Annotated in this window: 18 protein-coding genes and 1 tRNA gene; 10 read left to right on the top strand and 9 right to left on the bottom strand. The window is 58.7% G+C overall.

Going from position 1 to position 18,494, the window contains the following annotated elements:
* The first annotated feature begins 16 nt into the window (after positions 1–16).
* The 4 genes from JWR14_RS14550 to JWR14_RS14535 all read left to right on the top strand — a co-directional run bounded on the left by JWR14_RS14550 (position 17) and on the right by JWR14_RS14535 (position 2,231).
* Positions 17–862 carry a class I SAM-dependent methyltransferase gene (locus JWR14_RS14550; RefSeq protein ID WP_299707841.1) on the top strand — a complete coding sequence of 282 codons (846 nt, stop codon included), beginning with the start codon at positions 17–19 and terminating at the stop codon, positions 860–862.
* Entirely contained in the window at positions 862–1,320 is a 459-nt protein-coding gene (rnhA, locus tag JWR14_RS14545; protein ID WP_089159174.1) for a ribonuclease HI, read from the top strand. The genes JWR14_RS14550 and rnhA overlap by 1 nt, the downstream gene beginning before the upstream one ends.
* Before the next feature lie 11 nt (positions 1,321–1,331).
* Positions 1,332–2,069, top strand: coding sequence for a DNA polymerase III subunit epsilon (gene dnaQ / locus JWR14_RS14540; RefSeq protein ID WP_299707837.1), 738 nt, complete (start codon positions 1,332–1,334; stop codon positions 2,067–2,069).
* A gap of 87 nt (positions 2,070–2,156) precedes the next feature.
* A tRNA-Val gene (locus JWR14_RS14535) sits at positions 2,157–2,231 on the top strand.
* Positions 2,232–2,429: 198 nt separating this feature from the next.
* On the opposite strand, the gene JWR14_RS14530 is transcribed toward JWR14_RS14535, so the two are convergent.
* From JWR14_RS14530 to JWR14_RS14510, 5 genes are all read right to left on the bottom strand, one after another.
* The gene (locus JWR14_RS14530) at positions 2,430–2,597 is read right to left on the bottom strand and encodes a type II toxin-antitoxin system YafQ family toxin (protein WP_299707835.1); all 168 of its coding nucleotides are present in this window, start codon (positions 2,595–2,597) and stop codon (positions 2,430–2,432) included.
* Between the two features lie 60 nt (positions 2,598–2,657).
* Complete coding sequence (locus JWR14_RS14525) at positions 2,658–2,945, bottom strand: type II toxin-antitoxin system RelB/DinJ family antitoxin (protein WP_299707833.1); 288 nt, start codon at positions 2,943–2,945, stop codon at positions 2,658–2,660.
* Between the two features lie 263 nt (positions 2,946–3,208).
* Positions 3,209–3,964, bottom strand: a complete 756-nt coding sequence (gene pepE / locus JWR14_RS14520; RefSeq protein ID WP_299707831.1) for a dipeptidase PepE — start codon at positions 3,962–3,964, stop codon at positions 3,209–3,211.
* Positions 3,965–4,037: 73 nt separating this feature from the next.
* Positions 4,038–4,883, bottom strand: coding sequence for a hypothetical protein (locus JWR14_RS14515; RefSeq protein ID WP_299707829.1), 846 nt, complete (start codon positions 4,881–4,883; stop codon positions 4,038–4,040).
* Between the two features lie 345 nt (positions 4,884–5,228).
* On the bottom strand, positions 5,229–6,293 hold the full coding sequence (locus tag JWR14_RS14510; RefSeq protein WP_299707827.1) for a glycosyltransferase family 4 protein: 1,065 nt from the start codon (positions 6,291–6,293) through the stop codon (positions 5,229–5,231).
* 952 nt (positions 6,294–7,245) lie between these two features.
* Here JWR14_RS14510 and JWR14_RS14505 point away from each other — a divergent pair.
* Positions 7,246–9,084, top strand: a complete 1,839-nt coding sequence (locus JWR14_RS14505) for an ABC transporter ATP-binding protein (protein WP_158935129.1) — start codon at positions 7,246–7,248, stop codon at positions 9,082–9,084.
* Positions 9,085–9,166: 82 nt separating this feature from the next.
* Here JWR14_RS14505 and otsA read toward each other — a convergent pair whose 3' ends face one another.
* Both otsA and otsB read right to left on the bottom strand, forming a co-directional pair.
* Positions 9,167–10,546, bottom strand: a complete 1,380-nt coding sequence (gene otsA / locus JWR14_RS14500) for an alpha,alpha-trehalose-phosphate synthase (UDP-forming) (protein WP_299707821.1) — start codon at positions 10,544–10,546, stop codon at positions 9,167–9,169.
* The gene (otsB, locus tag JWR14_RS14495; RefSeq protein ID WP_299707819.1) at positions 10,543–11,304 is read right to left on the bottom strand and encodes a trehalose-phosphatase; all 762 of its coding nucleotides are present in this window, start codon (positions 11,302–11,304) and stop codon (positions 10,543–10,545) included. Before otsB ends, otsA begins: the two co-directional genes overlap by 4 nt.
* 369 nt (positions 11,305–11,673) lie before the next feature.
* Between otsB and JWR14_RS14490 the strand changes: the two genes are divergently transcribed.
* A complete protein-coding gene (locus JWR14_RS14490; RefSeq protein WP_299707817.1) occupies positions 11,674–12,324 on the top strand; it encodes an SCO family protein in 651 nt (216 codons plus the stop codon).
* Positions 12,325–12,341: 17 nt separating this feature from the next.
* On the opposite strand, the gene JWR14_RS14485 is transcribed toward JWR14_RS14490, so the two are convergent.
* Positions 12,342–12,863: a GNAT family N-acetyltransferase gene (locus JWR14_RS14485; RefSeq protein WP_299707815.1), complete on the bottom strand. Its 522-nt coding sequence runs from the start codon at positions 12,861–12,863 to the stop codon at positions 12,342–12,344.
* A 477-nt stretch (positions 12,864–13,340) separates the two neighbouring features.
* Between JWR14_RS14485 and JWR14_RS14480 the strand changes: the two genes are divergently transcribed.
* On the top strand, positions 13,341–14,360 hold the full coding sequence (locus JWR14_RS14480) for a hypothetical protein (protein ID WP_299707813.1): 1,020 nt from the start codon (positions 13,341–13,343) through the stop codon (positions 14,358–14,360).
* A gap of 45 nt (positions 14,361–14,405) precedes the next feature.
* The gene (locus tag JWR14_RS14475; RefSeq protein ID WP_299707811.1) at positions 14,406–15,527 is read left to right on the top strand and encodes a hypothetical protein; all 1,122 of its coding nucleotides are present in this window, start codon (positions 14,406–14,408) and stop codon (positions 15,525–15,527) included.
* Between the two features lie 49 nt (positions 15,528–15,576).
* On the opposite strand, the gene JWR14_RS14470 is transcribed toward JWR14_RS14475, so the two are convergent.
* Positions 15,577–16,308, bottom strand: coding sequence for a GntR family transcriptional regulator (locus JWR14_RS14470; protein ID WP_299707808.1), 732 nt, complete (start codon positions 16,306–16,308; stop codon positions 15,577–15,579).
* A 125-nt stretch (positions 16,309–16,433) separates the two neighbouring features.
* Between JWR14_RS14470 and JWR14_RS14465 the strand changes: the two genes are divergently transcribed.
* The gene (locus JWR14_RS14465) at positions 16,434–17,555 is read left to right on the top strand and encodes a branched-chain amino acid ABC transporter substrate-binding protein (RefSeq protein WP_299707806.1); all 1,122 of its coding nucleotides are present in this window, start codon (positions 16,434–16,436) and stop codon (positions 17,553–17,555) included.
* A 16-nt stretch (positions 17,556–17,571) separates the two neighbouring features.
* Positions 17,572–18,494 (top strand): trans-3-hydroxy-L-proline dehydratase (gene lhpH / locus JWR14_RS14460; protein ID WP_299707804.1); only part of this gene is annotated, 923 nt, incomplete at its 3' end.

The following is an 18,494-nucleotide window of genomic DNA, read 5'->3' as shown; positions in this document are numbered from 1 at the left end:
GGCGACTCACCCGAACATGTCAGAGCGAACAATTATAGACTGGCCCGCCTGGACACTTTCCGCGCCCGGCCGCTATGTGCTCGAATGGGAGCAGGCGCAGCTCGACCGCGTGGTGTCGGATATTTTCGGCTATCACGCGCTGCAACTCGGCCTGCCCGGGCTTGACGCCTTGCGCGAGAATCGCATGCCGTATCGAGGCCTCGTGCTCGATACCGCCAGCGCCGCCAGCGCGCCTTTCACCCTGCCCCCGCCGGTTTCGGCCGACGCGCGGCCGGGCGTGACGTCGCTCCCGTCGGCAAGCCGCGGCCTGCACGCGCCTGAAGGACGCAGCGCCGTGTGGTGCGACCTGCTCGATTTACCGTTCGAGGCGCAAAGCGTTGACTTGCTGGTCATGCCGCATACGCTGGAATTTACGAGCGATCCGCACCGTTTGTTGAGAGAAGCCGAACGCGTGCTGATGCCCGAAGGACAATTGATCATCCTGGGCTTTAATTCCCTGAGCCTGTGGGGCGCGCGGCAGTCGCTTGGCAAGGTTGCCGGCAAGCCGTTTGTCCCGTCCGCACACGAAATGATCGCGTTCACGCGGATCAAGGACTGGATCAAGCTGCTCGGATTCGACCTTGAACGCGGGCGCTTCGGCTGCTATCGTCCGCCTCTTCTGACCGAACAGTGGCTGGCGCGCTATCAGTTCATGGAAGCCGCTGGCGACCGCTGGTGGCCCATTTTCGGCGCTGCCTACATGATCACGGCCATCAAGCGCGTGCGCGGCATGCGCCTGATCGGGCCGCGCAAGCTGAAAAAACCTGCCCTCGCACCGGGGCTCACCCCGGTCGCCGCACCGCATACACGCAACGAGCATTGATGACCTTAGACACCACAGACAAAGTAATCGACATTTATACCGACGGCGCCTGCAAAGGCAATCCGGGCCCCGGTGGCTGGGGCGCACTGCTGCGTTTCGGCGATCAGGAAAAGGAATTGTTCGGCGGCGAAACGCCGACGACCAACAATCGCATGGAACTCATGGGCGTGATCTCCGCGCTCGAAGCGCTCAAGCGGCCGTGTCGCGTGGTCATTCACACCGACTCGCAATATGTGCAGAAGGGCATCAGCGAGTGGATTCATGGCTGGAAAAAGAAGAACTGGATGACAGCGGCGAAAACGCCGGTCAAGAACGCGGATCTCTGGAAGCGGCTTGATGCGCTGGTGGTCCAGCATCAGATTGAATGGCGCTGGGTGAAAGGCCATTCGGGCCATCCGGAAAACGAACGCGCCGACGCGCTTGCGAATCGCGGCGTCACTTCACTCGCCGAAGGTTAATTTTTATCTCTATGCGCCAACTCGTACTCGATACAGAAACCACCGGCCTCAACGCCCGCACGGGCGACCGTATTATTGAAATCGGCTGCGTCGAACTTGTGAATCGACGACTGACCGGTAATAACCTGCACTTTTACGTGAATCCGGGACGCGACAGCGATCCGGGCGCGCTCGCGGTGCACGGCCTGACCACAGAATTTCTCAGCGATAAACCCAAGTTCGCCGATATCGCCGCCGAGTTGCGCGACTTCGTGGCGGGCGCGGAGCTGATCATCCACAACGCGCCATTCGACGTCGGTTTCATGGACGTGGAATTTGGTTTGGTCGGCATGCCTGGCGTGAAGGAAGTGTGCGGGGGTGTGATCGACACGCTCGTGCAAGCGAAGCAGATGTTCCCCGGCAAACGCAATTCACTCGATGCATTGTGCGACCGGTTTGGCATCAGCAACGCGCATCGGACGTTGCATGGCGCCCTGCTCGACTCGGAATTGCTGGCAGAAGTTTATCTGGCGATGACGCGTGGCCAGGAAAGCCTGGTGATCGACATGCTCGGAGAGACGCAGTCGACGGGCGAAGGTTTCGCGTCACGTATTGCGCTTGATGATTTGCAATTGCCGGTGCTGGTGGCATCGGAGGATGAATTGAGCGCGCATCTCGCGGTTCTCGACGATCTCGACAAGGCGGTCAAGGGAATCAGCGTATGGCGGATCGAGACTGTAATCGCAGTCGAGGTAGCGGCGGCGCCGTGATCAGCGTAATCACGTAATGCAGTTATTGAAGTGCTCAAAGATTCACTTTACGAAATCCACAAGCTCTGACATAATCCAAAGCTCTTCGGGTGGTTAGCTCAGCGGTAGAGCACTGCCTTCACACGGCAGGGGTCACAGGTTCAATCCCTGTACCACCCACCAGATTCGCGGTTGAGTTCGCATCGCGTTGAAAAAAGGCTCTCAGGCAAATCCTTGAGAGCCTTTTTCTTTTGTGCGTGCAAACCGGATTGCACGGATCTAATTTGAACGTTGTTTTCCGAAACGACACATCTGCTGAACCCACATCCCCGTCCCTTTCCCGTTGTGCGAAACGATTCAAGACTTCTCTTAGAACAGTTCTCAGTGCGTTCCTGCGCGAACAAAAACGACCTCTTTGTCGTCGGCACGGTAGATCAACAAAAAATCCCCGCCTACATGACATTCGCGATGATCCGCCCAGTCACCGTTTAGCTCATGATCCTTGTATTCGGCTGGAAGTGGTCCGTCGTTGGCGGTCAGTAACTGCATCGTATTTTGAGTGCCCGCAAGTCGTAACGGCCTGAGTGCGACAGATTCACCCAATCTTTTTCAAACTGCTTCGTGCGATCGCTTCTTCGAGGCAGCTTTGCCCTTTTTTGCTTCGAGTTCATTGAATAAATCCGCTGGAGAGTCGAAGCGCGCTTTTCCCTTCATCGCCCGGGATTCGTGAAGTGCTTGCAAAGTGATTTCGTTGGAAATTCGGACGTCAAACGGCAGCCCGCCATAAACGGCCACTTGGCGAAGAAACATTCGAATGGCGTCGGATATGGTTAGCCCGTTTTCAGCCAACACCGTTTCGGCGCTTTTCTTCAGATCAGGCTCGATACGCGTGCGCACGTCAGCAGATTTAGGGTCACAGGTGCCATTGGTTTGAACCTCGTAGCGTTAGTTCTGGACGCTCAACGCGGCAACGTCCATGACGCACGAGAGTGAAGTTCCACATTGGATTCGAGCGTCGTAGTGCCATGTAGCTACAACGGCACTACGCAGCAATTTGCTGCAAGTCAACTCGGTCTAATTTCCCTCTGCAAACTCGGGATGAGCGCCCTCCCACAGCGCATAACCGCAGTGCGTCAGGACCTTAAAGACAAGATAGAGGATTAACCGCTAAACGCAGGCCAGCCACTCATATCTACCGGACCTTTGATGCGCGTAAGCGGAAAGGTCTCATTCTCACGCAACGTCTCCACTCGTCCGTCGCCGAGAAAGTGCACCGCGTGACGCTCGCCGAGCACCGTGCCAAACGTACCATCCGAGTACAAAGCCGAGCCTTCAGGCAACACCAGCACCTGCTCCGGTGCATTAATCGCGAGAAACTCCGCCAGGCGCTCTTCACGGCTCTCGCCGTTGTGCCCGACAGGCTTCCCGCCGATGAAATGCGGATTGACCTGAAACGGAACTAGCCCAAGCGCGCGAAGCGTGGGCGGTTGAACAACCGGCATGTCATTAGTGGTACGGATCGTCGGACACGCTACATTACTTCCCGCGCTCCACCCAACATACGGCGTACCCGCTATCACCTTCGCGCGGATCGCATCGGCAATGCCCGCATCGTAGAGTCGCTTGAGCAGCGCGAACGTGTTGCCGCCTCCGATTGCTATAGCCTCGGCTTGTTCTATCGCTGCAAGTGGGTCGTCGCTGCGATGAATCGATTCCAGCGCATAGCCAAGACGTTCAAACGCCGGCTTGACCAGATCTTCGTAGCTATCGAAGCTGAACGTGACGGCCGCGAACGGTACGAACAACACCTTGCGAGGCTCGTGCTTCAACAGAACGTGAATCTGCTCGCCAGCATGTTCCAGATAACCGAGCTGGTCCTTGCGCGAACTGCTCATCAAAAGAATGCGTTGTGTCATGCCATACATCCCTTGGTCACCGCCCGACGCTGACTGAAGCAGATCCCAACCCGCTTACCGCGCGCCCGCGTACTCAAGCCGCGACGCTTGAACTCTGGCGCAACGACATATCCAGCGCGCGCGCCGTGTTGCGGTCGCCTTCGCTCGCCAGCGCAGTGCGAAAGACAGTTTTGCGATTATGTCCGGCGGCGGCGGGTGAATCCCACAGCAATTCCATCTTGGGACGCGCATCGCGGCCGAACAAACCGCGCTTCTTCGGCACAACGGCGACGGCGGTAGCGATGCCTCCCAAGCCAGCGGATCCATTTTCGGAAGCCGTGGCTTCGACCGTCCCTTCAGGCCATTTCACCGATAACTCGCGCGCATCGTACTGACCCAGTTTGCGGCTTTCGGCCCAGACGACTGCGGTACGCGTGGTGGTATCGATGGAAATGGCATAACGGCCAATAGCAAACCGGCGCGCAGCGATATTCGTGCGCCACAGCGCGCGCGGCCGGCAAATCCACAGCACCACGGCATAAAGCGCGGGCGCCACGAGCAGCCAACCATTGGTTTCGCCCAGTGCGTGCACGGCATTTTTCCAGCCGGCGGTCCACGTAAAGAACCCGACCGACCACACCGCGAACAGAAAACTCAGCAGCGCGAGCAGCCGCAACGCTTGCCGCAACCATTGCGGCAGCGGATGCAGCGGCCGTTCCGCGCGCGCCCGGGCACCCGGAAGGAACAGCAGCAGGAACAAGAGGACGAGTGTCACGCAGGCCCACGGCGACGAAGTCATCGCACGCATTGAAGAGAGGTAGCCCATCTGCGACATCGACAGTAACCAGCGCGCGGCCAGCACGAGTCCGATCGCCCGCAGCGCGAACACAGTGCCAGCACCGGGTGCCGGGCTCGCGCTACTCTGCTTCGTTCTCGCCAAAACTTCGCTCCTGTTCACAACTGTCCTTATTAGTCCGGCAAGCGCGGTAAGTTCCTCCCGTCGCGCGATGCGATTTTCAAGAGACTTCCACACCTGTCCACACGTTCGCGCAGATGCTGCACTGCATTTCACGAGGCCCGCACATTATAGGGAGAATGTCGAAAACGGCATCGGCCCGGCAGGCTCAACCCGACGATAACGCGTGAAGCTTGCCCCCGCAGTGTGTCAAAACAACAACGCCCCGCGCGCCTGACGGCGCACGGGGCGTTGTTTTCGCTCAATCAGCAAGCTAGCGGGAAGTTAGCGATCAGGCGGCGTTCGCAAGATCGCAATCGAACTCAAAAATCAGCCCGCGTTAACTTCGCGCAGAACGGTACGACGCTTGGCGCGCAGCAGTTCTTCGTACGTCTGCACATAGCGCGCGGCCATGACTTTCGATGAAAAACGCGTTTCGAACGCCTGACGCACTTTGGCGCGCGGCAGCGTGTCGAGGCGCTTCACGGCAGCGATCGCGCTCAATTCGTCTTCCACGACAAAACCCGACACGCCGTTTTCGATCACTTCCGGCACCGAACCACGGTTGAACGCGATCACAGGCGTGCCGCAAGCCATGGCTTCGATCATCACCAGGCCAAACGGCTCCGGCCAGTCGATCGGGAACAGCAACGCGTGCGCGTTGCCGAGGAATTCGGTCTTCTGCTGCTCGTTGATCTCACCAATGTACTCAACATGCGGCAGCGCGAACAACGGCTTGATCTGCTCTTCGTAATACGCGCGATCGGCGTTATCGATTTTTGCCGCGATCTTGATCTTCATGCCCGCTGCGCCAGCAATGCGGATTGCCCGATCGACACGCTTTTCTGGCGAAATACGGCCGAGGAACGCGAGGTAGCCCGGTTCAACATTCGGGATCGGCGTGAGCAGGTTTTCCGGCAGGCCGTGATAAACAGTCGAGAGCCAGTTGGCTTGCGGCAACGGCTGACGCTGGTTGTCGGAGATCGAGACAACCGGCGCTTCGTTGAACGTGCTGAAGATCGGCTGCAGTTCCGGCAGGTCGAGACGACCGTGCATGGTCGTCAGGAACGGCACCGGCTGGCGCGAGAACAGCGAGAACGGGTAATAGTCGATGTGAAAGTGCAATACATCAAATTCGTCAGCGCGACGGCGGACTTCTTCCAGCAACAGCATATGGGGCGCCATCGTGTCGCGGATGGTCGGGTCGAGGCGCAGCGCCTGCGGCCAGAAGGCTTCGAGCTTCGCCGACGTTTGCGAATCACCGCTCGCGAACAAAGTGACGTCATGACCGGCTTCAACCAGCGCTTCGGTCAGATAGGACACCACACGCTCCGTGCCGCCGTAGAACTTTGGGGGGACGGCTTCGTGAAGAGGCGCGATTTGAGCGATTCGCATGTCGGAAACTCCTAATAATGTCAGGCAAAAATTGATGCGCTTGGCATCGGTCGTTTAATCGAGCGAATCGCCCTACCCGGATTCGGCACGGTGCTGGTGTCTCCAGCGAAATGGCCGATAGCACGAGAAAAAATCGCGATGCTTCGCTGTTTGCTTGGGTGTTGCTGCTGCTATGGGTACCGGGCGTCTGGTTCAGAGCGTGATCAGGCAGAGCAAGATCGATTCCATCTCGTAAATGCAACGCACCCAGCCATAAACGCACAACCTGCGGAGCCGTTGACCGGAACCTACAACAACCTGTCAAAACGCCTAAGGGGAAACCCGGGGTGCAGTATCCCGGTTTTTACAAGGTTTCCAACCTTACATTTCAACTTATTTAGGTTGTTACACCGTCGATACACTTTGCAAACCCTTGTTTATCAAGGCTGTTCTACGCTGACCACATGGACGCAACTCATCGTCCAAATCGATCGCAGCCACGCTTTAGATGCGAAAGCGCTGCGAGTTCCTCCAAATCCGCCGACGCTGTGACGCGCTGTGACGTAATGGCCGCCGCCGGATTTGCCATTAGCACCGCTCTGCAGGTAGCGGGACCGCGACGTGCTTTCACCCTGCCAAGGGCGAAGTTTCCAGTTGAATTTCCAGTTGAAGCTAGTTCATGTCGAAGTACCGCGACAGCACCGGGCGGACCGTGAAAGGTGCACGACGCGTCACCAGCAGGCATTGATTGCCCGATTCAGACGACGCACGTTTGCTGAAAATCAGCGTCAACTGATGAAGTTGCGGCACGGAAAGCATTATGCGAGACGATTTGGCTCGCTACACTCGCTACAATTCAGCATCGGTGCTGCACGCCATTGGCACGTCATTGCCACGCTGGCCAGAAGCGCCGTGCTTGGCGACCCTCGGCGAAGCATCGCGCTCAACCGCTCTACTCGAACGAAAACGACCATTGGACCAACTCACTGTCTCCCAGCGTAACGTACACAACGCGAAGCTTGCGAGCTATGCAAATCGCCCGTTGGCCTTCCTGTTCCGTTACATCCGCCGGCACCCGGTCGCACACACCATCGTGCTGGTCAGTGTGCTGTCCGCTGTCGGCTGCGCGCTCGCCTCACAGTACGCGATCAAACATCTGATCGACGTGCTGGGCCAGGGCCGCGGCCATCCCGGCCCGCTTTGGGCCGCCTTCATGATCCTGGTCGGCCTGATCGCCGCCGACAACATGCTGTGGCGCGTCGGCGGCTGGGTCGGCGCGCACGCGTTCGTCGTGGTGACGGGCGACCTGCGGCGCGACCTGTTCTCCTACCTCAGCGGCCATTCTCCGACGTACTTCTCGGAGAAACAGCCCGGCATGCTCGCGAGCCGGATCACGGCGACATCCAATGCGATCTATACCGCCGAAAACACCATGGCGTGGAACGTATTGCCGCCATGCATCGCGGTCGTTGGCGCCATTGTGATGATCGTCGCGGTGAATCCGCTGATGGCCGGCTGTCTGATGCTCGCGTCGGCCATTCTCGCGCTGGTGCTGTACCGGCTCGCTGGACGCGGCTCGGCACGGCATCACACGTTTGCCACGAAAGCGGCATCTGTTGACGGCGAACTGGTTGACGTGATCGGCAACATGGCGCTCGTGCGTGCATTTGGTATGACGTTTCGCGAGCAAAAACGCTTTGGCTCGACGGTCAAGGCCGAAATGGTCGCGCGTCAGCAAAGCTTGCTGTATCTCGAGAAGCTGCGGCTGTTCCACGCTGTTGTGACCGCGATTCTCTCTGCTGGACTGCTTGGCTGGGCGTTGTGGCTGTGGTCGAAGGGGCGAGCAACGTCCGGCGATATCGTGCTGGTCAGTTCACTCGGTTTCACGATTCTCCACGGCACACGCGATCTCGCGGTCGCCCTCGTGGATGTCACGCAGCACGTCGCGCGTCTGGCGGAAGCCGTGCAAACACTGCTGGAACCACACGGCATGCCCGATCGGTCCGACGCAACGGAGCTCGTGCCTCAAGGCGGGCGGGTGGACTTCGAGGAAGTCACGTTCGCGTACCCGCGCCGCCGGCCGATTCTCGATAAATTCAACCTGCACATCGAGCCGGGTCAGCGTGTCGGGCTGATCGGCAAGTCGGGCGCCGGGAAATCCACGGTGCTCGCGCTGTTGCAACGCTTCTATGAACCGCAAGGCGGCTCCATCAAGGTCGACGGACAGGATATCTCGCTGATCACGCAGGACAGCCTGCGGATGTCGATTGCGCTCGTGCCGCAGGACATTTCGCTATTTCACCGGACCGTGTACGAGAACATTGCGTACGGCCGGCCGGACGCGTCGCGCGAAGAAGTGCTCGCCGCCGCCCGCGAGGCGCGCTGCTCGGATTTCATCGACGCGATGCCGGAAGGATTCGACACCATCGTGGGCGATCGTGGTGTGAAGTTATCGGGCGGACAGCGTCAGCGCATTGCCATTGCGCGGGCGATCCTGAAAAACGCGCCTATTCTGCTGCTCGACGAAGCGACATCGGCGCTCGATAGTTCGTCGGAAGAAGCCATTCAGCAGGCACTCGACCGGCTGATGGTCGGACGCACGGTGATCGCAATTGCGCACCGATTGTCCACGTTGCAAGGCTTTGACCGGATTATCGTGATGAGCGCCGGCAAGGTGATCGACGATGGTTCGCCGGATCAGTTGCGTAACCGGCCGGGCTTGTATCGGGAACTGCTGTCCAAGCAGCACGGCAAGTTGCCCCCGGCGACCATGCCCTCGCAACAACTGGCGGCGAAGGCTGAATCGACCTGAGCTTGCTTCATCGCGACTCGAACGAAAAAAAGCCGCTTCGGATTCGTCAGACCGAAGCGGCTTTTTTACGCCCGCAAATTTTTTACGCCTGCAGATCGCGCATGAAATTATCGCGCCATACCGAAACGTTGTTCTCGCGAAGCTGGGCGAACATGTCCGTGTAACGGACCTTTCGCTCGTTCAGCGGCATCGCGAGCGCAGTGGCCAGTGCGTCCGCCATGCCGTCGATATCGAGCGGATTCACGATCAGCGCACCGTTTAATTCTTGCGCCGCGCCCGCGAATTGCGACAGGACGAGCACGCCGGGATCGTCGGGATCCTGCGCCGCCACGTATTCCTTCGCGACCAGGTTCATGCCATCGCGCAACGGCGTGACGAAGCCCACATGCGACGCGCGAAACAACGCGGCGAGCACAGGCCGCTCATATTGCCGATGAATATAGCGGATCGGCGTCCAGTCGAGCTCCGCATAGCGCCCGTTGATACGCCCCGATTCCCCTTCGAGCTGCAACCGGATGTCGCGATACGTGTCCATATCGGCGCGTGTGGGTGGCGCGATCTGCACGAACGAGACGTTGTTGCGTTGCGCCGGCTGATGTTCCAGCAGCTTTTCGAACGCACGAAAACGCTCGACCAGCCCCTTCGAATAATCAAGCCGATCGACGCTCATGATCAGCTTGCGATCGCGCAGCGTCGTCTTGACGGTCTGCACTTCGCGCCCGCTTTCGCCGTCTTTGGCGAGCGAGGCAATCTCATCGGGATAAACGCCGATCGGATAAGCCGCCGCCCGCAAGGTCTTGCCAAACGCGCTCACCGCATTCGGCTCGCCACTAATGCGTACCACCGAGCCATTCGCCTCCGTCTCGATGTAATCGCAAAACGCACGCAGATCGGGCGCTGTCTGGAAACCGAGCAGGTCGAAGGAACACAGCGCCTCGACCAGCACGCGATGCCGCGGCACGCTGAGCAGAACCTGCGCCGCCGGAAACGGAATGTGCAGGAAAAAACCGATGCGGTTCGTCACGCCCTCATCGCGCAACGCCTGGGCGAACGGGATCAGGTGATAGTCGTGGACCCAGATGACGTCGTCAGGTTTCAGCAGCGGCGCCAGTTGTTTGGCGAGCCAGCGGTTCACGCGGCAATAACCATCGAATTCATCGCGGTCGAACTGGATCAGATCTGGCCGGTAGTGAAACGCCGGCCACAACGTGGCGTTCGAAAAGCCGCGGTAGTACTGGTCATAATCGCGTTGCGCCAAGCCGATGGTCGCGAACGTCACGCGTCCACGCTCTTCCAGCGTGATGCCTTCGGGTGGCTCGGCGACCACGTCGCCGCTCCAGCCGAACCACATACCGCCGGTTTCCTTGAGCGCGTCGTAGACACCGACCGCCAAGCCGCCCGCCGCCGGACCGCCTTCGGAGATTGGCGCGACCCGGTTCGAAACGATGATCAGCCTGCTCACGAACGCGTTCCTGTAGAACTTTGAATTCCCGCGATCCTCTCCAGCCATTCGAGCAGCGCGCCAACCGATTCCACGCGTGAATGCGCGAGCGTGTCGCCGGCGCCAACCTTGATCGAGACGCCGTTACGCTCGTTCACCACGGCGAAGCCCTTCTCGTCCGTCAGATCGTCGCCGATAAACACCGGCCGGCGGCCCGCGAACGGCGGCTCATTGAGGAAAGCTCGCACTGCACGGCCTTTATCGACGTCCTTCGGCTTGATTTCGTAGACCATCTTGCCGGGCTGCAGCACGTAGGCATCGGCGTATTGGGCGACGAGTTTCTCGGTCACCTCGCGCGCCGCCGCGCCGCGCTCCGGCGCATTGCGGTAATGCAGCGCAAGGGCCGCGCCCTTGATTTCCAGCAGCATGCCCGGATTGGCCGTCACCGCGCCTTCGAGCACGTGTTCCATGCGCAGCAAGCGCTCGTCGTTGAAACCAACCCGCAACACATCCCCGTTCGAGTCGCGCCGCTCGGCGCCGTGCAAACCCGCCACGGGCAGGCCGGGCATTGAAAGAAACGAGTCGATGCTGTCAATCCCGCGTCCAGACACGATCGCCACCGCGCCGTTGGTCGCGCGACGCAATGCGCTCAGGATGGTTGGCACGGCCGGCTGCACGGTGATGCCGTCCGGCGTGGGTGCAAGTTCGACGAGCGTGCCGTCGAAATCGAAGAAAAAAGCGGTGGTGGCAAGCGGAAAATTGTCTGGGAGGTTTTGCATCTATATCTGCCTTTCAGCCGGAGAAAGACCGGAAAAGTGTGCGCATGTTACCGCGCTTTGTAACCCCATCTGGGAAAGCGGCGTTGGACTCGTCGTGCACGCTCATGCCGCAAGCCAACACCCGGTGCTACGTCTGCTTATCACTCGCTTATCACCTCACGCAGCTTTCGAACCTGCTTCGGCGCCCTTTCAGCCTTATTTTGCAGGCGTGCGGCATAACGCCTCGGCCACATACCGGCGCGGCTGTACGCGCGGCGTAAGCTTCTATTCTGAGATAGAGTCGGCACCCGGATGGCCTCGCGGACAGATTTTTTGATCACCCGTCCGCGTTGCTACCTTGATGCACCCTACCCTCGTCCGAGTCGCAAAATGTCTTCCTGGTTCAGTTTTCAATCCAAGGGCCGGTTCGCCGCCGTACTCACCGTACCCGCCGCATTATTCACCGCCCTGATCCTGAGCGCGGGCCTTGCTGCGTGCTCCCACCCAGATACAACGCCCTGGAAGCTGACCGATGTCAGCGGCCATCTGCCCGACCTGGACTTCAAGCTCACCGACGATACCGGCAAACCCGTCACCGGCCAGTCGTTCCTGGGCCAGACCACGCTGGTCTACTTTGGCTATACGCACTGCCCGGACGTGTGTCCGGAGACCATGGCCCGGCTGATTCAAGTCATGCAGCAACTTGGACCCGACGCGAAAAACACGCGCATTGTGTTTATTACCGTCGATCCCGCCCGCGATACCGCGGCTGCGCTGCATGACTACGTACGCGCGTTCGACGCGCAGCACGCGGTTGGCCTGACCGGCACGGACGGGGCGATCGAAAGCATTGCCAAGCGCTATCGGGTGGCTTACCAGATGGAGAAACGCGATCCTTCCGGCGCGTATGACGTCACGCATAGTTCGGCCGTGTATATCTTCGATACCCACGGCCACGCGCGCCTGCTCGCCACCGAGAGCGACTCTATCGATACGATCACGCACGATTTGCGCCGCGTGATCGACTCGACCGAGTCCTGAGTTCTTTCGCAGAGTCTCTATGTTCGGCGCATCCAGATGTGCGGAATGTCGTCTTCCACGTGAACATCGGAGATTGGCTCGAAGCCAAAGCCCGCATAAAAGCGCTGTAATCGCGCTTGTGCATGCAAGCGTATTGGCTGGCCGGGCCATTGTTCACGGATAAATTCCAGCGTGCGTTCGAGCATCGCCTGGCCCAACCCGATACCGCGAAAACCGGCTGTGGTCAGCACGCGGCCAATGCGGATATCGGACTCTTCTGTTCCTTTCGTGCTGTCTGCCGAGTTCGGAAGCAGGACTCGCAAATAACCGGTAAGGGTCGGCCGTGCATCCGTCGAACGTCGATATACAAGCAAATGCCAAGCGTCGGCATCCTGTCCATCGACGTCCCCGTACACGCAATGCTGCTCCACCACGAACACCTCGCTGCGCGCGGCAAGCATGGTGTAGACGTCGAGTGCGCTCAGGTCGTCGAATGGTTTCCAGCGCCAGTCGAATTCGTGGAATGGGTCGATACGTGGCTTGATAAGTGGCTCGGTCATAAGATTTTTGTCGGCGGGCTTCTTCCCCGCGGACCATCGTGGAAATGAAGATGTTGGCAGGTCTGAACGTGTGATTATGCCGCGCGAGGCGGGCGGCGCGTATGCGCGCGGTGCCGGCTGGTGGAAGAATGGGAGGTATCCGTTCCCTCAAATGTCCAAGTCCACTTCGCAAAATCTGATGTGACCGTTTCAATACCCAATAGCATGGCCTGACAACCCTCAAACCTTGCCGACATATTTCTTACGTTCTTATTAAACAATCTTACTTCCCGCAGCCCACCTTCCCTCAGTGCGTTACCGCCAAGTAAATCACGATCACCGTCCCCCCATTAAGTTAAACGAACCTTAATGAACTCGTAACAAAGTGTAACTGTTGTGGGATCGACTGTAACGCAGAAAGGAGGACGTTTAATTAGACTACTCGTCACCCAGTCGGGCGCTTCATTTTCCCGTCGCATTTCTGGAGTGATGCGCTCTATGATTTCGGTAGACCAGATAAGGCCATCGCAATCCGCCGCAAGCGAGATCTCGATAGCTAACGCTTATACATGGCCCAAGCCGGCGCAACGTCTGTCCAGCACGTTTTTCAAACTTGCTTATCGTTGGTCCCATTCAAGTGCGTTTCGACATAACGAGCGCTTGTGGCACGGTGTGTCCATTAAGCGGGATTCACGCGGCTTTCTGAAACAGATGTCGATTGAAGGCCATGATTTGCTGGTGGAGAATCCAGATGACCTGCTCGGCTCTCAAACAGGTGATTGCCATTTGATTGCCACGGGCCCATCGGTCAATGACATTGATTATGGTGCGCTTGATCTCCATAACGTCATGGGAGTTAACGGCGCAATCGCTTTACAAGATAAACATCCGGTCCGGTTTGAATATTATTGCATCGTCGATGCCGGATTTGTCCGAAAGCGCCCTGACCTGGTGGCACGCGTGGTTCAGCAAAAGCTGACGTTATTTGCGACCCCGTTAGTTCTATGGTACATCGCGCAATACTTTCCGTTATCCAAGTTTCGCTGCCGAGTATTTCTCATTGAAGATATTCAATATCCCGCTCGCAAGCGTGCATTACTAAAACACGAACTCCTTGCTACGCATGCGAGTACGGATCTCGTGCTGTTTGACGAAGAACCTGCGCTGGGTTTCAGTTTCAATATCAGGCGGGGCATATTCGATGGCCGTACCGTGGCCTACACGGGCTTACAAGTGCTCACGTCCCTCGGGTTCAAGACAATCTTTATGCATGGGCTCGATTTGCTGAACGCAGCACATACGCCGCGCTTCTACGAAACCAGAGAAAACATGCAGCCTAGCGCGCTGGACGGAGATTTTCATTCGTTCATAGAACCGTCGTTTCGCCACGCTGCCCCGCTGTTAAGCCGTCGCGGCATACGCGTGGTGAACCTCTCGGCGCAGAGCGCGCTTGGGAGCGACATTATCGAAAAGGACGACTGGCACTCACTGGCTCATGCAACTCTTGAACAGGAATAATCCGCGGCCAAAGGCGGTTGACCTTACCTGGCGCGGTATCGCGCAATGAAGGTCGTTCATATTTCCAATACGCCGGTTGCCGGAAGTCCTGGCAACATTGTTTCGGCACTTAACCGGCTCACCGACGTCCAGGCGCGCCATATAGTTTTCAATAGCAGCGCATATCGCAGCCGAACCTTCGCTGTCGATATCGACTGGAAAACTCAGCAGCAGCAGGCGCTCGACGTCATTGCCAATGCGGACGTCATTCACGTTCATCAGTTCTTCTCATTCGACGACACATTCGGTCCGAATTTTCATCAGCGATTCGGCAAGAAAAAAATCATCAAGCAATACCATTCGGCCCCGGATCTCTGGGCCAAGGGCGACGCCGGGCTGGTCCAGCGGATCGTCTATGAGGACGTGCCGCAACTCGTTATTGCGCAGGGTCCTGAGCGCTATTACCCGTTGGCCCGGGTGGTTCCCAATGTGATCCCGCTGAACGATCCCCGTTACCTGCCCGGTCCGGAGAGCCGCAGCAATACGGACGGCATGCCGGTCGTCACGTTTTCTCCGAGCGGCCGGTCATCTGCGTGGAAAACGCGCTGGGAAACCAAAGGCGTTCCGCAGACGCTCAAGCTGCTGCGCAAGCTGGAGCGTAAGGGCTTATGCAAGCTTCAATTGATTGTCGATACACCGCACGACGCGTGTTTGCGGGCGAAGCAACAAGCGGCGATTGCCATCGATGAATGCGTGACCGGCAATTATCACTTGAGCGGGCTGGAGGCGTTGTCACAGGGGAAACCCACGCTGGGTCATCTGGACAATCGCGTTCAGTCGCAGTTGAGGGCCATGACGGGTGCGCTTGAGCTGCCCTGGATCGATGTACGGCTGGAAGAGGCCGAAGGTCCTCTGCGTGAACTGCTGTGGGATCGTGCGTTACGCGCGGAACTGGGCGCGACCTCGCGGCAGTGGATGGAGACGTACTATCAGGAAGCGGCGATGGTTGAGCATTATCGACGCGCGTATCTTGATCTTTTTGAGGCGCCGTCTCGATTCCATGTTCGACGCTTCGTCGGGCATAGCGAACCCTGGCTTGCTGTGGCTTTGCCGAATCATCGCTGGACCGCGCGCAAAAGAGCCAACAGCCCGTGGAGAACGCTCGTTGAAACGGTACGCGGGCGCTGAGGCGGGATAAGCAGCCTCAGCCCTCCGGTCTTTGCGTCCAGATCGACGTCTACTTTGGCGCGATATCGCGTTCCACACGCTTGATATGCTGTTCAACGTAGAAAGCCGCGGCATCCGCATCGCCCTGAACCACGGCCTCGTAGATCAACCGATGTTCAGCCACGTAAAGACGAATCCGGCCCGCGTCGTAAATACCCTCGTCTTTCAGACGCTTCCACAACGGCTGGTCCATCGAACTGGCCACTTCATCTGCAATCTTGACCATCAACGCATCGCCGGTCATCACCGCCAGTTGCCGATGAAACAAGCGGTCGCTGCTATTCCATAGCGCGCGCTGCGCAGGGTCGTCGATGTCGTAGATGTTTTCCATCTGGCTGAGATACTGCTCGGCCATCGGGTCGCGCTGTGCGCGCGCAGCCGCGCGCCGGGCTACGGCCGGTTCCAGGACCATCCGCACATCGAGCGTTGAACTGGGACTGAAATCGGCCGTTCCGGTATCTGCTGCCCGATGTGACAAGCGATAAATGGCGTCACCGCAGACGAACGTCCCCGAGTTGCGCTTCGTGACAACAAGCCCTTCATTCTGCAGCGCGCCGATCGCCTCGCGAACGGCCGGACGTCCGACACCAAACAACGCCGCGAGATCCCGCTCCGATGGCAGCCGCGAGTCTGGCAGGAATCGGCCCGCAGCAATCTCGTCGCGAATTCGCTCGGACACTTGTTCGTAGATTTGCCGTGGGCGGAACGACGAGCCGTCGAGCTCAGCGTGAATGGCTGCCATCTTCAATCTCACCAAACGTGGTCACGGGGAAGACCAAAACCAGCCCAAATATTTTGAATGGTTGATTAGAGAACCAATTTTGGCCTATATTTAGCACCAGTATAGTCGACCTCGGAGATTACCCAATGAAAAAAGCTGTCGCAAGTTTCCTGGTCGCTTCGGCGGCTTTTGCCAATGCTGGCGTCCACGCGCAAGAAGTCGTGACGATTGGTCATTCGGCGCCACTCACCGGCCCACAGGCCGTCAACGGAAAGGACAACGAAAACGGCGCGCGGCTCGCAGTAGAGGATTTGAACAAGAAAGGCGTCGTCGTCGCGGGGAAGAAAGTGACGTTCAAACTGGATTCGGAAGATGACCAGGCCGATCCCAAGATTGGTGTCCAGATCGCCCAAAAGCTCGCCGACAGCGGTGTGGTTGCCGTCCTTGGACCGTACAACTCGGGCGTCGCCATTCCGGCATCGCAGATCTACCATTCCGCCGGCATCCCGATGCTCCCGGTCGCATCGAACCCTGCCCTGACTACACAGGGCTTCAACAACATCTTTCGCATTGGCGCGAGCGACGAGCAGCTCGGCGGCACCATGGGCGAGTTCGCTGCCAAAACACTGAAGGCGAAGACCGCTGCAATCGTCGACGACCGCACGGCTTACGGCCAAGGCGTCGCGGAACAGTTCGCAAGCGTGGCAAAGGCGCACGGCATCAAGATCGTCGGCAACGAGTACACCAACTCCAGCGCGACCGATTTCCTCGGCATCCTGACCACCATCAAGGCCAAGAATCCTGACGTGATCTTCTTCGGCGGATACGCAGCGCAGGGCGCGCCGATGGCCAAGCAGATGCGCCAGCGCGGACTCCGGGCGAAGCTGCTCGGCGGCGACGGCATCTGCTCTGCCGATATGGGCAAGGTGGCGGGTGAGGATGCATCGATCGTGTATTGCGCGCAAGGCGGCACGTCGCTCGAGAAGACGGCTGCGGGCCGCGATTTCCTCAAGCGCTATAAAGACACGTATCACACCGATACGCAGGTCTACGCTGTCAGCTACTACGACGGCATGATGCTGCTTGCCGACGCAATGGTGAAGGCCGGCACGACCACGGACAAAGCAAAGTTGACCGCGCAACTGGCGAAGACGGACTACAAGGGCATCGCAGGAACCTATTCCTTCGACGCGAAAGGCGACCTGAAGGGTGCGCCCACGACCGTGTATGTCATCAAGAACGGCTTGCCGGTTGCGTACGGCCAGTGATGCACCTGGAATTGAAATGAAAATCACGAAATCAATCAGCACGGTCGAGGTTCATACCGGTGGCGAGGCGTTTCGGATCGTCACGAGCGGTCTGCCGAAGATGCCGGGAAAGACTATCGTCGCGCGTCGCGCCTGGCTGAAGGAGCACGCTGACCACATTCGCCGCGCGCTCATGTTCGAGCCACGCGGTCACGCCGACATGTACGGCGGTTACCTCACGGAGCCCGTCAGTGAAAACGCCGATTTTGGCGTGATCTTCGTGCACAACGAAGGCTACAGCGATCATTGCGGCCATGGCGTGATCGGCCTCGCGACAGCGGCGGTGGAACTGGGCTGGATCGAACGGACTTCGCCGGAAACACGCGTGGGAATAGATGCCCCGTGTGGTTTCATCGAGGCGTTCGTGCAATGGGATGGAAACCATGCCGGCAACGTACGCTTCGTGAATGTGCCCTCGTTCATCTGGCAGCGTGACGTCACCGTGGAGACACCCTCGTTCGGGAGCGTTACCGGCGACATCGCCTTTGGCGGAGCGTTCTATTTTTACGCCGACGGCGCTCCTTTCGACCTGCTCATTCGCGAATCAGCCATCGACAAACTGATTCAATTCGGCGCCGAAGTAAAGGCTGCTGCCAATGCGGCGGTCAAGGTGGTACATCCCGAGATTCCGGAGCTGAATCACATCTACGGCACGATCATCGCCAATCAACCGCGGCACGCGGGCTCCACGCAGGCGAACTGCTGCGTCTTCGCCGACCGTGAAGTCGATCGCTCCCCAACCGGCTCGGGCACGGCCGGCAGGGTTGCGCAACTGTACTTTCGTGGCATGCTGGACAAAGATGAAACGCTGATCAACGAGTCGGTGATCGGCACTATATTCAAGGGGCGCGTGCTGAGCGAAACAAAGCTCGGACCGTTCGATGCAGTCATCCCGGAAGT

This window comes from Caballeronia sp., assembly GCF_028292365.1.
Classification (GTDB): Bacteria; Pseudomonadota; Gammaproteobacteria; order Burkholderiales; family Burkholderiaceae; genus Caballeronia.
The sequence above is the reverse complement of the archived record's forward strand: the minus strand, read 5'-3'. Positions and strand labels throughout refer to the sequence as shown.

Bases quoted from the DNA above. Each gene is read 5' to 3' on its own strand.
- otsB (WP_299707819.1), bottom strand. From the start codon at position 11,304: ATGCAAAACCTCCCAGACAATTTTCCGCTTGCCACCACCGCTTTTTTC.
- pepE (WP_299707831.1), bottom strand. From the start codon at position 3,964: ATGACACAACGCATTCTTTTGATGAGCAGTTCGCGCAAGGACCAGCTC.
- JWR14_RS14550 (WP_299707841.1), top strand. From the start codon at position 17: ATGTCAGAGCGAACAATTATAGACTGGCCCGCCTGGACACTTTCCGCG.
- JWR14_RS14530 (WP_299707835.1), bottom strand. From the start codon at position 2,597: ATGCAGTTACTGACCGCCAACGACGGACCACTTCCAGCCGAATACAAG.
- dnaQ (WP_299707837.1), top strand. From the start codon at position 1,332: ATGCGCCAACTCGTACTCGATACAGAAACCACCGGCCTCAACGCCCGC.
- JWR14_RS14490 (WP_299707817.1), top strand. From the start codon at position 11,674: ATGTCTTCCTGGTTCAGTTTTCAATCCAAGGGCCGGTTCGCCGCCGTA.
- JWR14_RS14485 (WP_299707815.1), bottom strand. From the start codon at position 12,863: ATGACCGAGCCACTTATCAAGCCACGTATCGACCCATTCCACGAATTC.
- JWR14_RS14470 (WP_299707808.1), bottom strand. From the start codon at position 16,308: ATGGCAGCCATTCACGCTGAGCTCGACGGCTCGTCGTTCCGCCCACGG.
- JWR14_RS14480 (WP_299707813.1), top strand. From the start codon at position 13,341: ATGATTTCGGTAGACCAGATAAGGCCATCGCAATCCGCCGCAAGCGAG.
- JWR14_RS14465 (WP_299707806.1), top strand. From the start codon at position 16,434: ATGAAAAAAGCTGTCGCAAGTTTCCTGGTCGCTTCGGCGGCTTTTGCC.
- rnhA (WP_089159174.1), top strand. From the start codon at position 862: ATGACCTTAGACACCACAGACAAAGTAATCGACATTTATACCGACGGC.
- JWR14_RS14510 (WP_299707827.1), bottom strand. From the start codon at position 6,293: ATGCGAATCGCTCAAATCGCGCCTCTTCACGAAGCCGTCCCCCCAAAG.
- JWR14_RS14475 (WP_299707811.1), top strand. From the start codon at position 14,406: ATGAAGGTCGTTCATATTTCCAATACGCCGGTTGCCGGAAGTCCTGGC.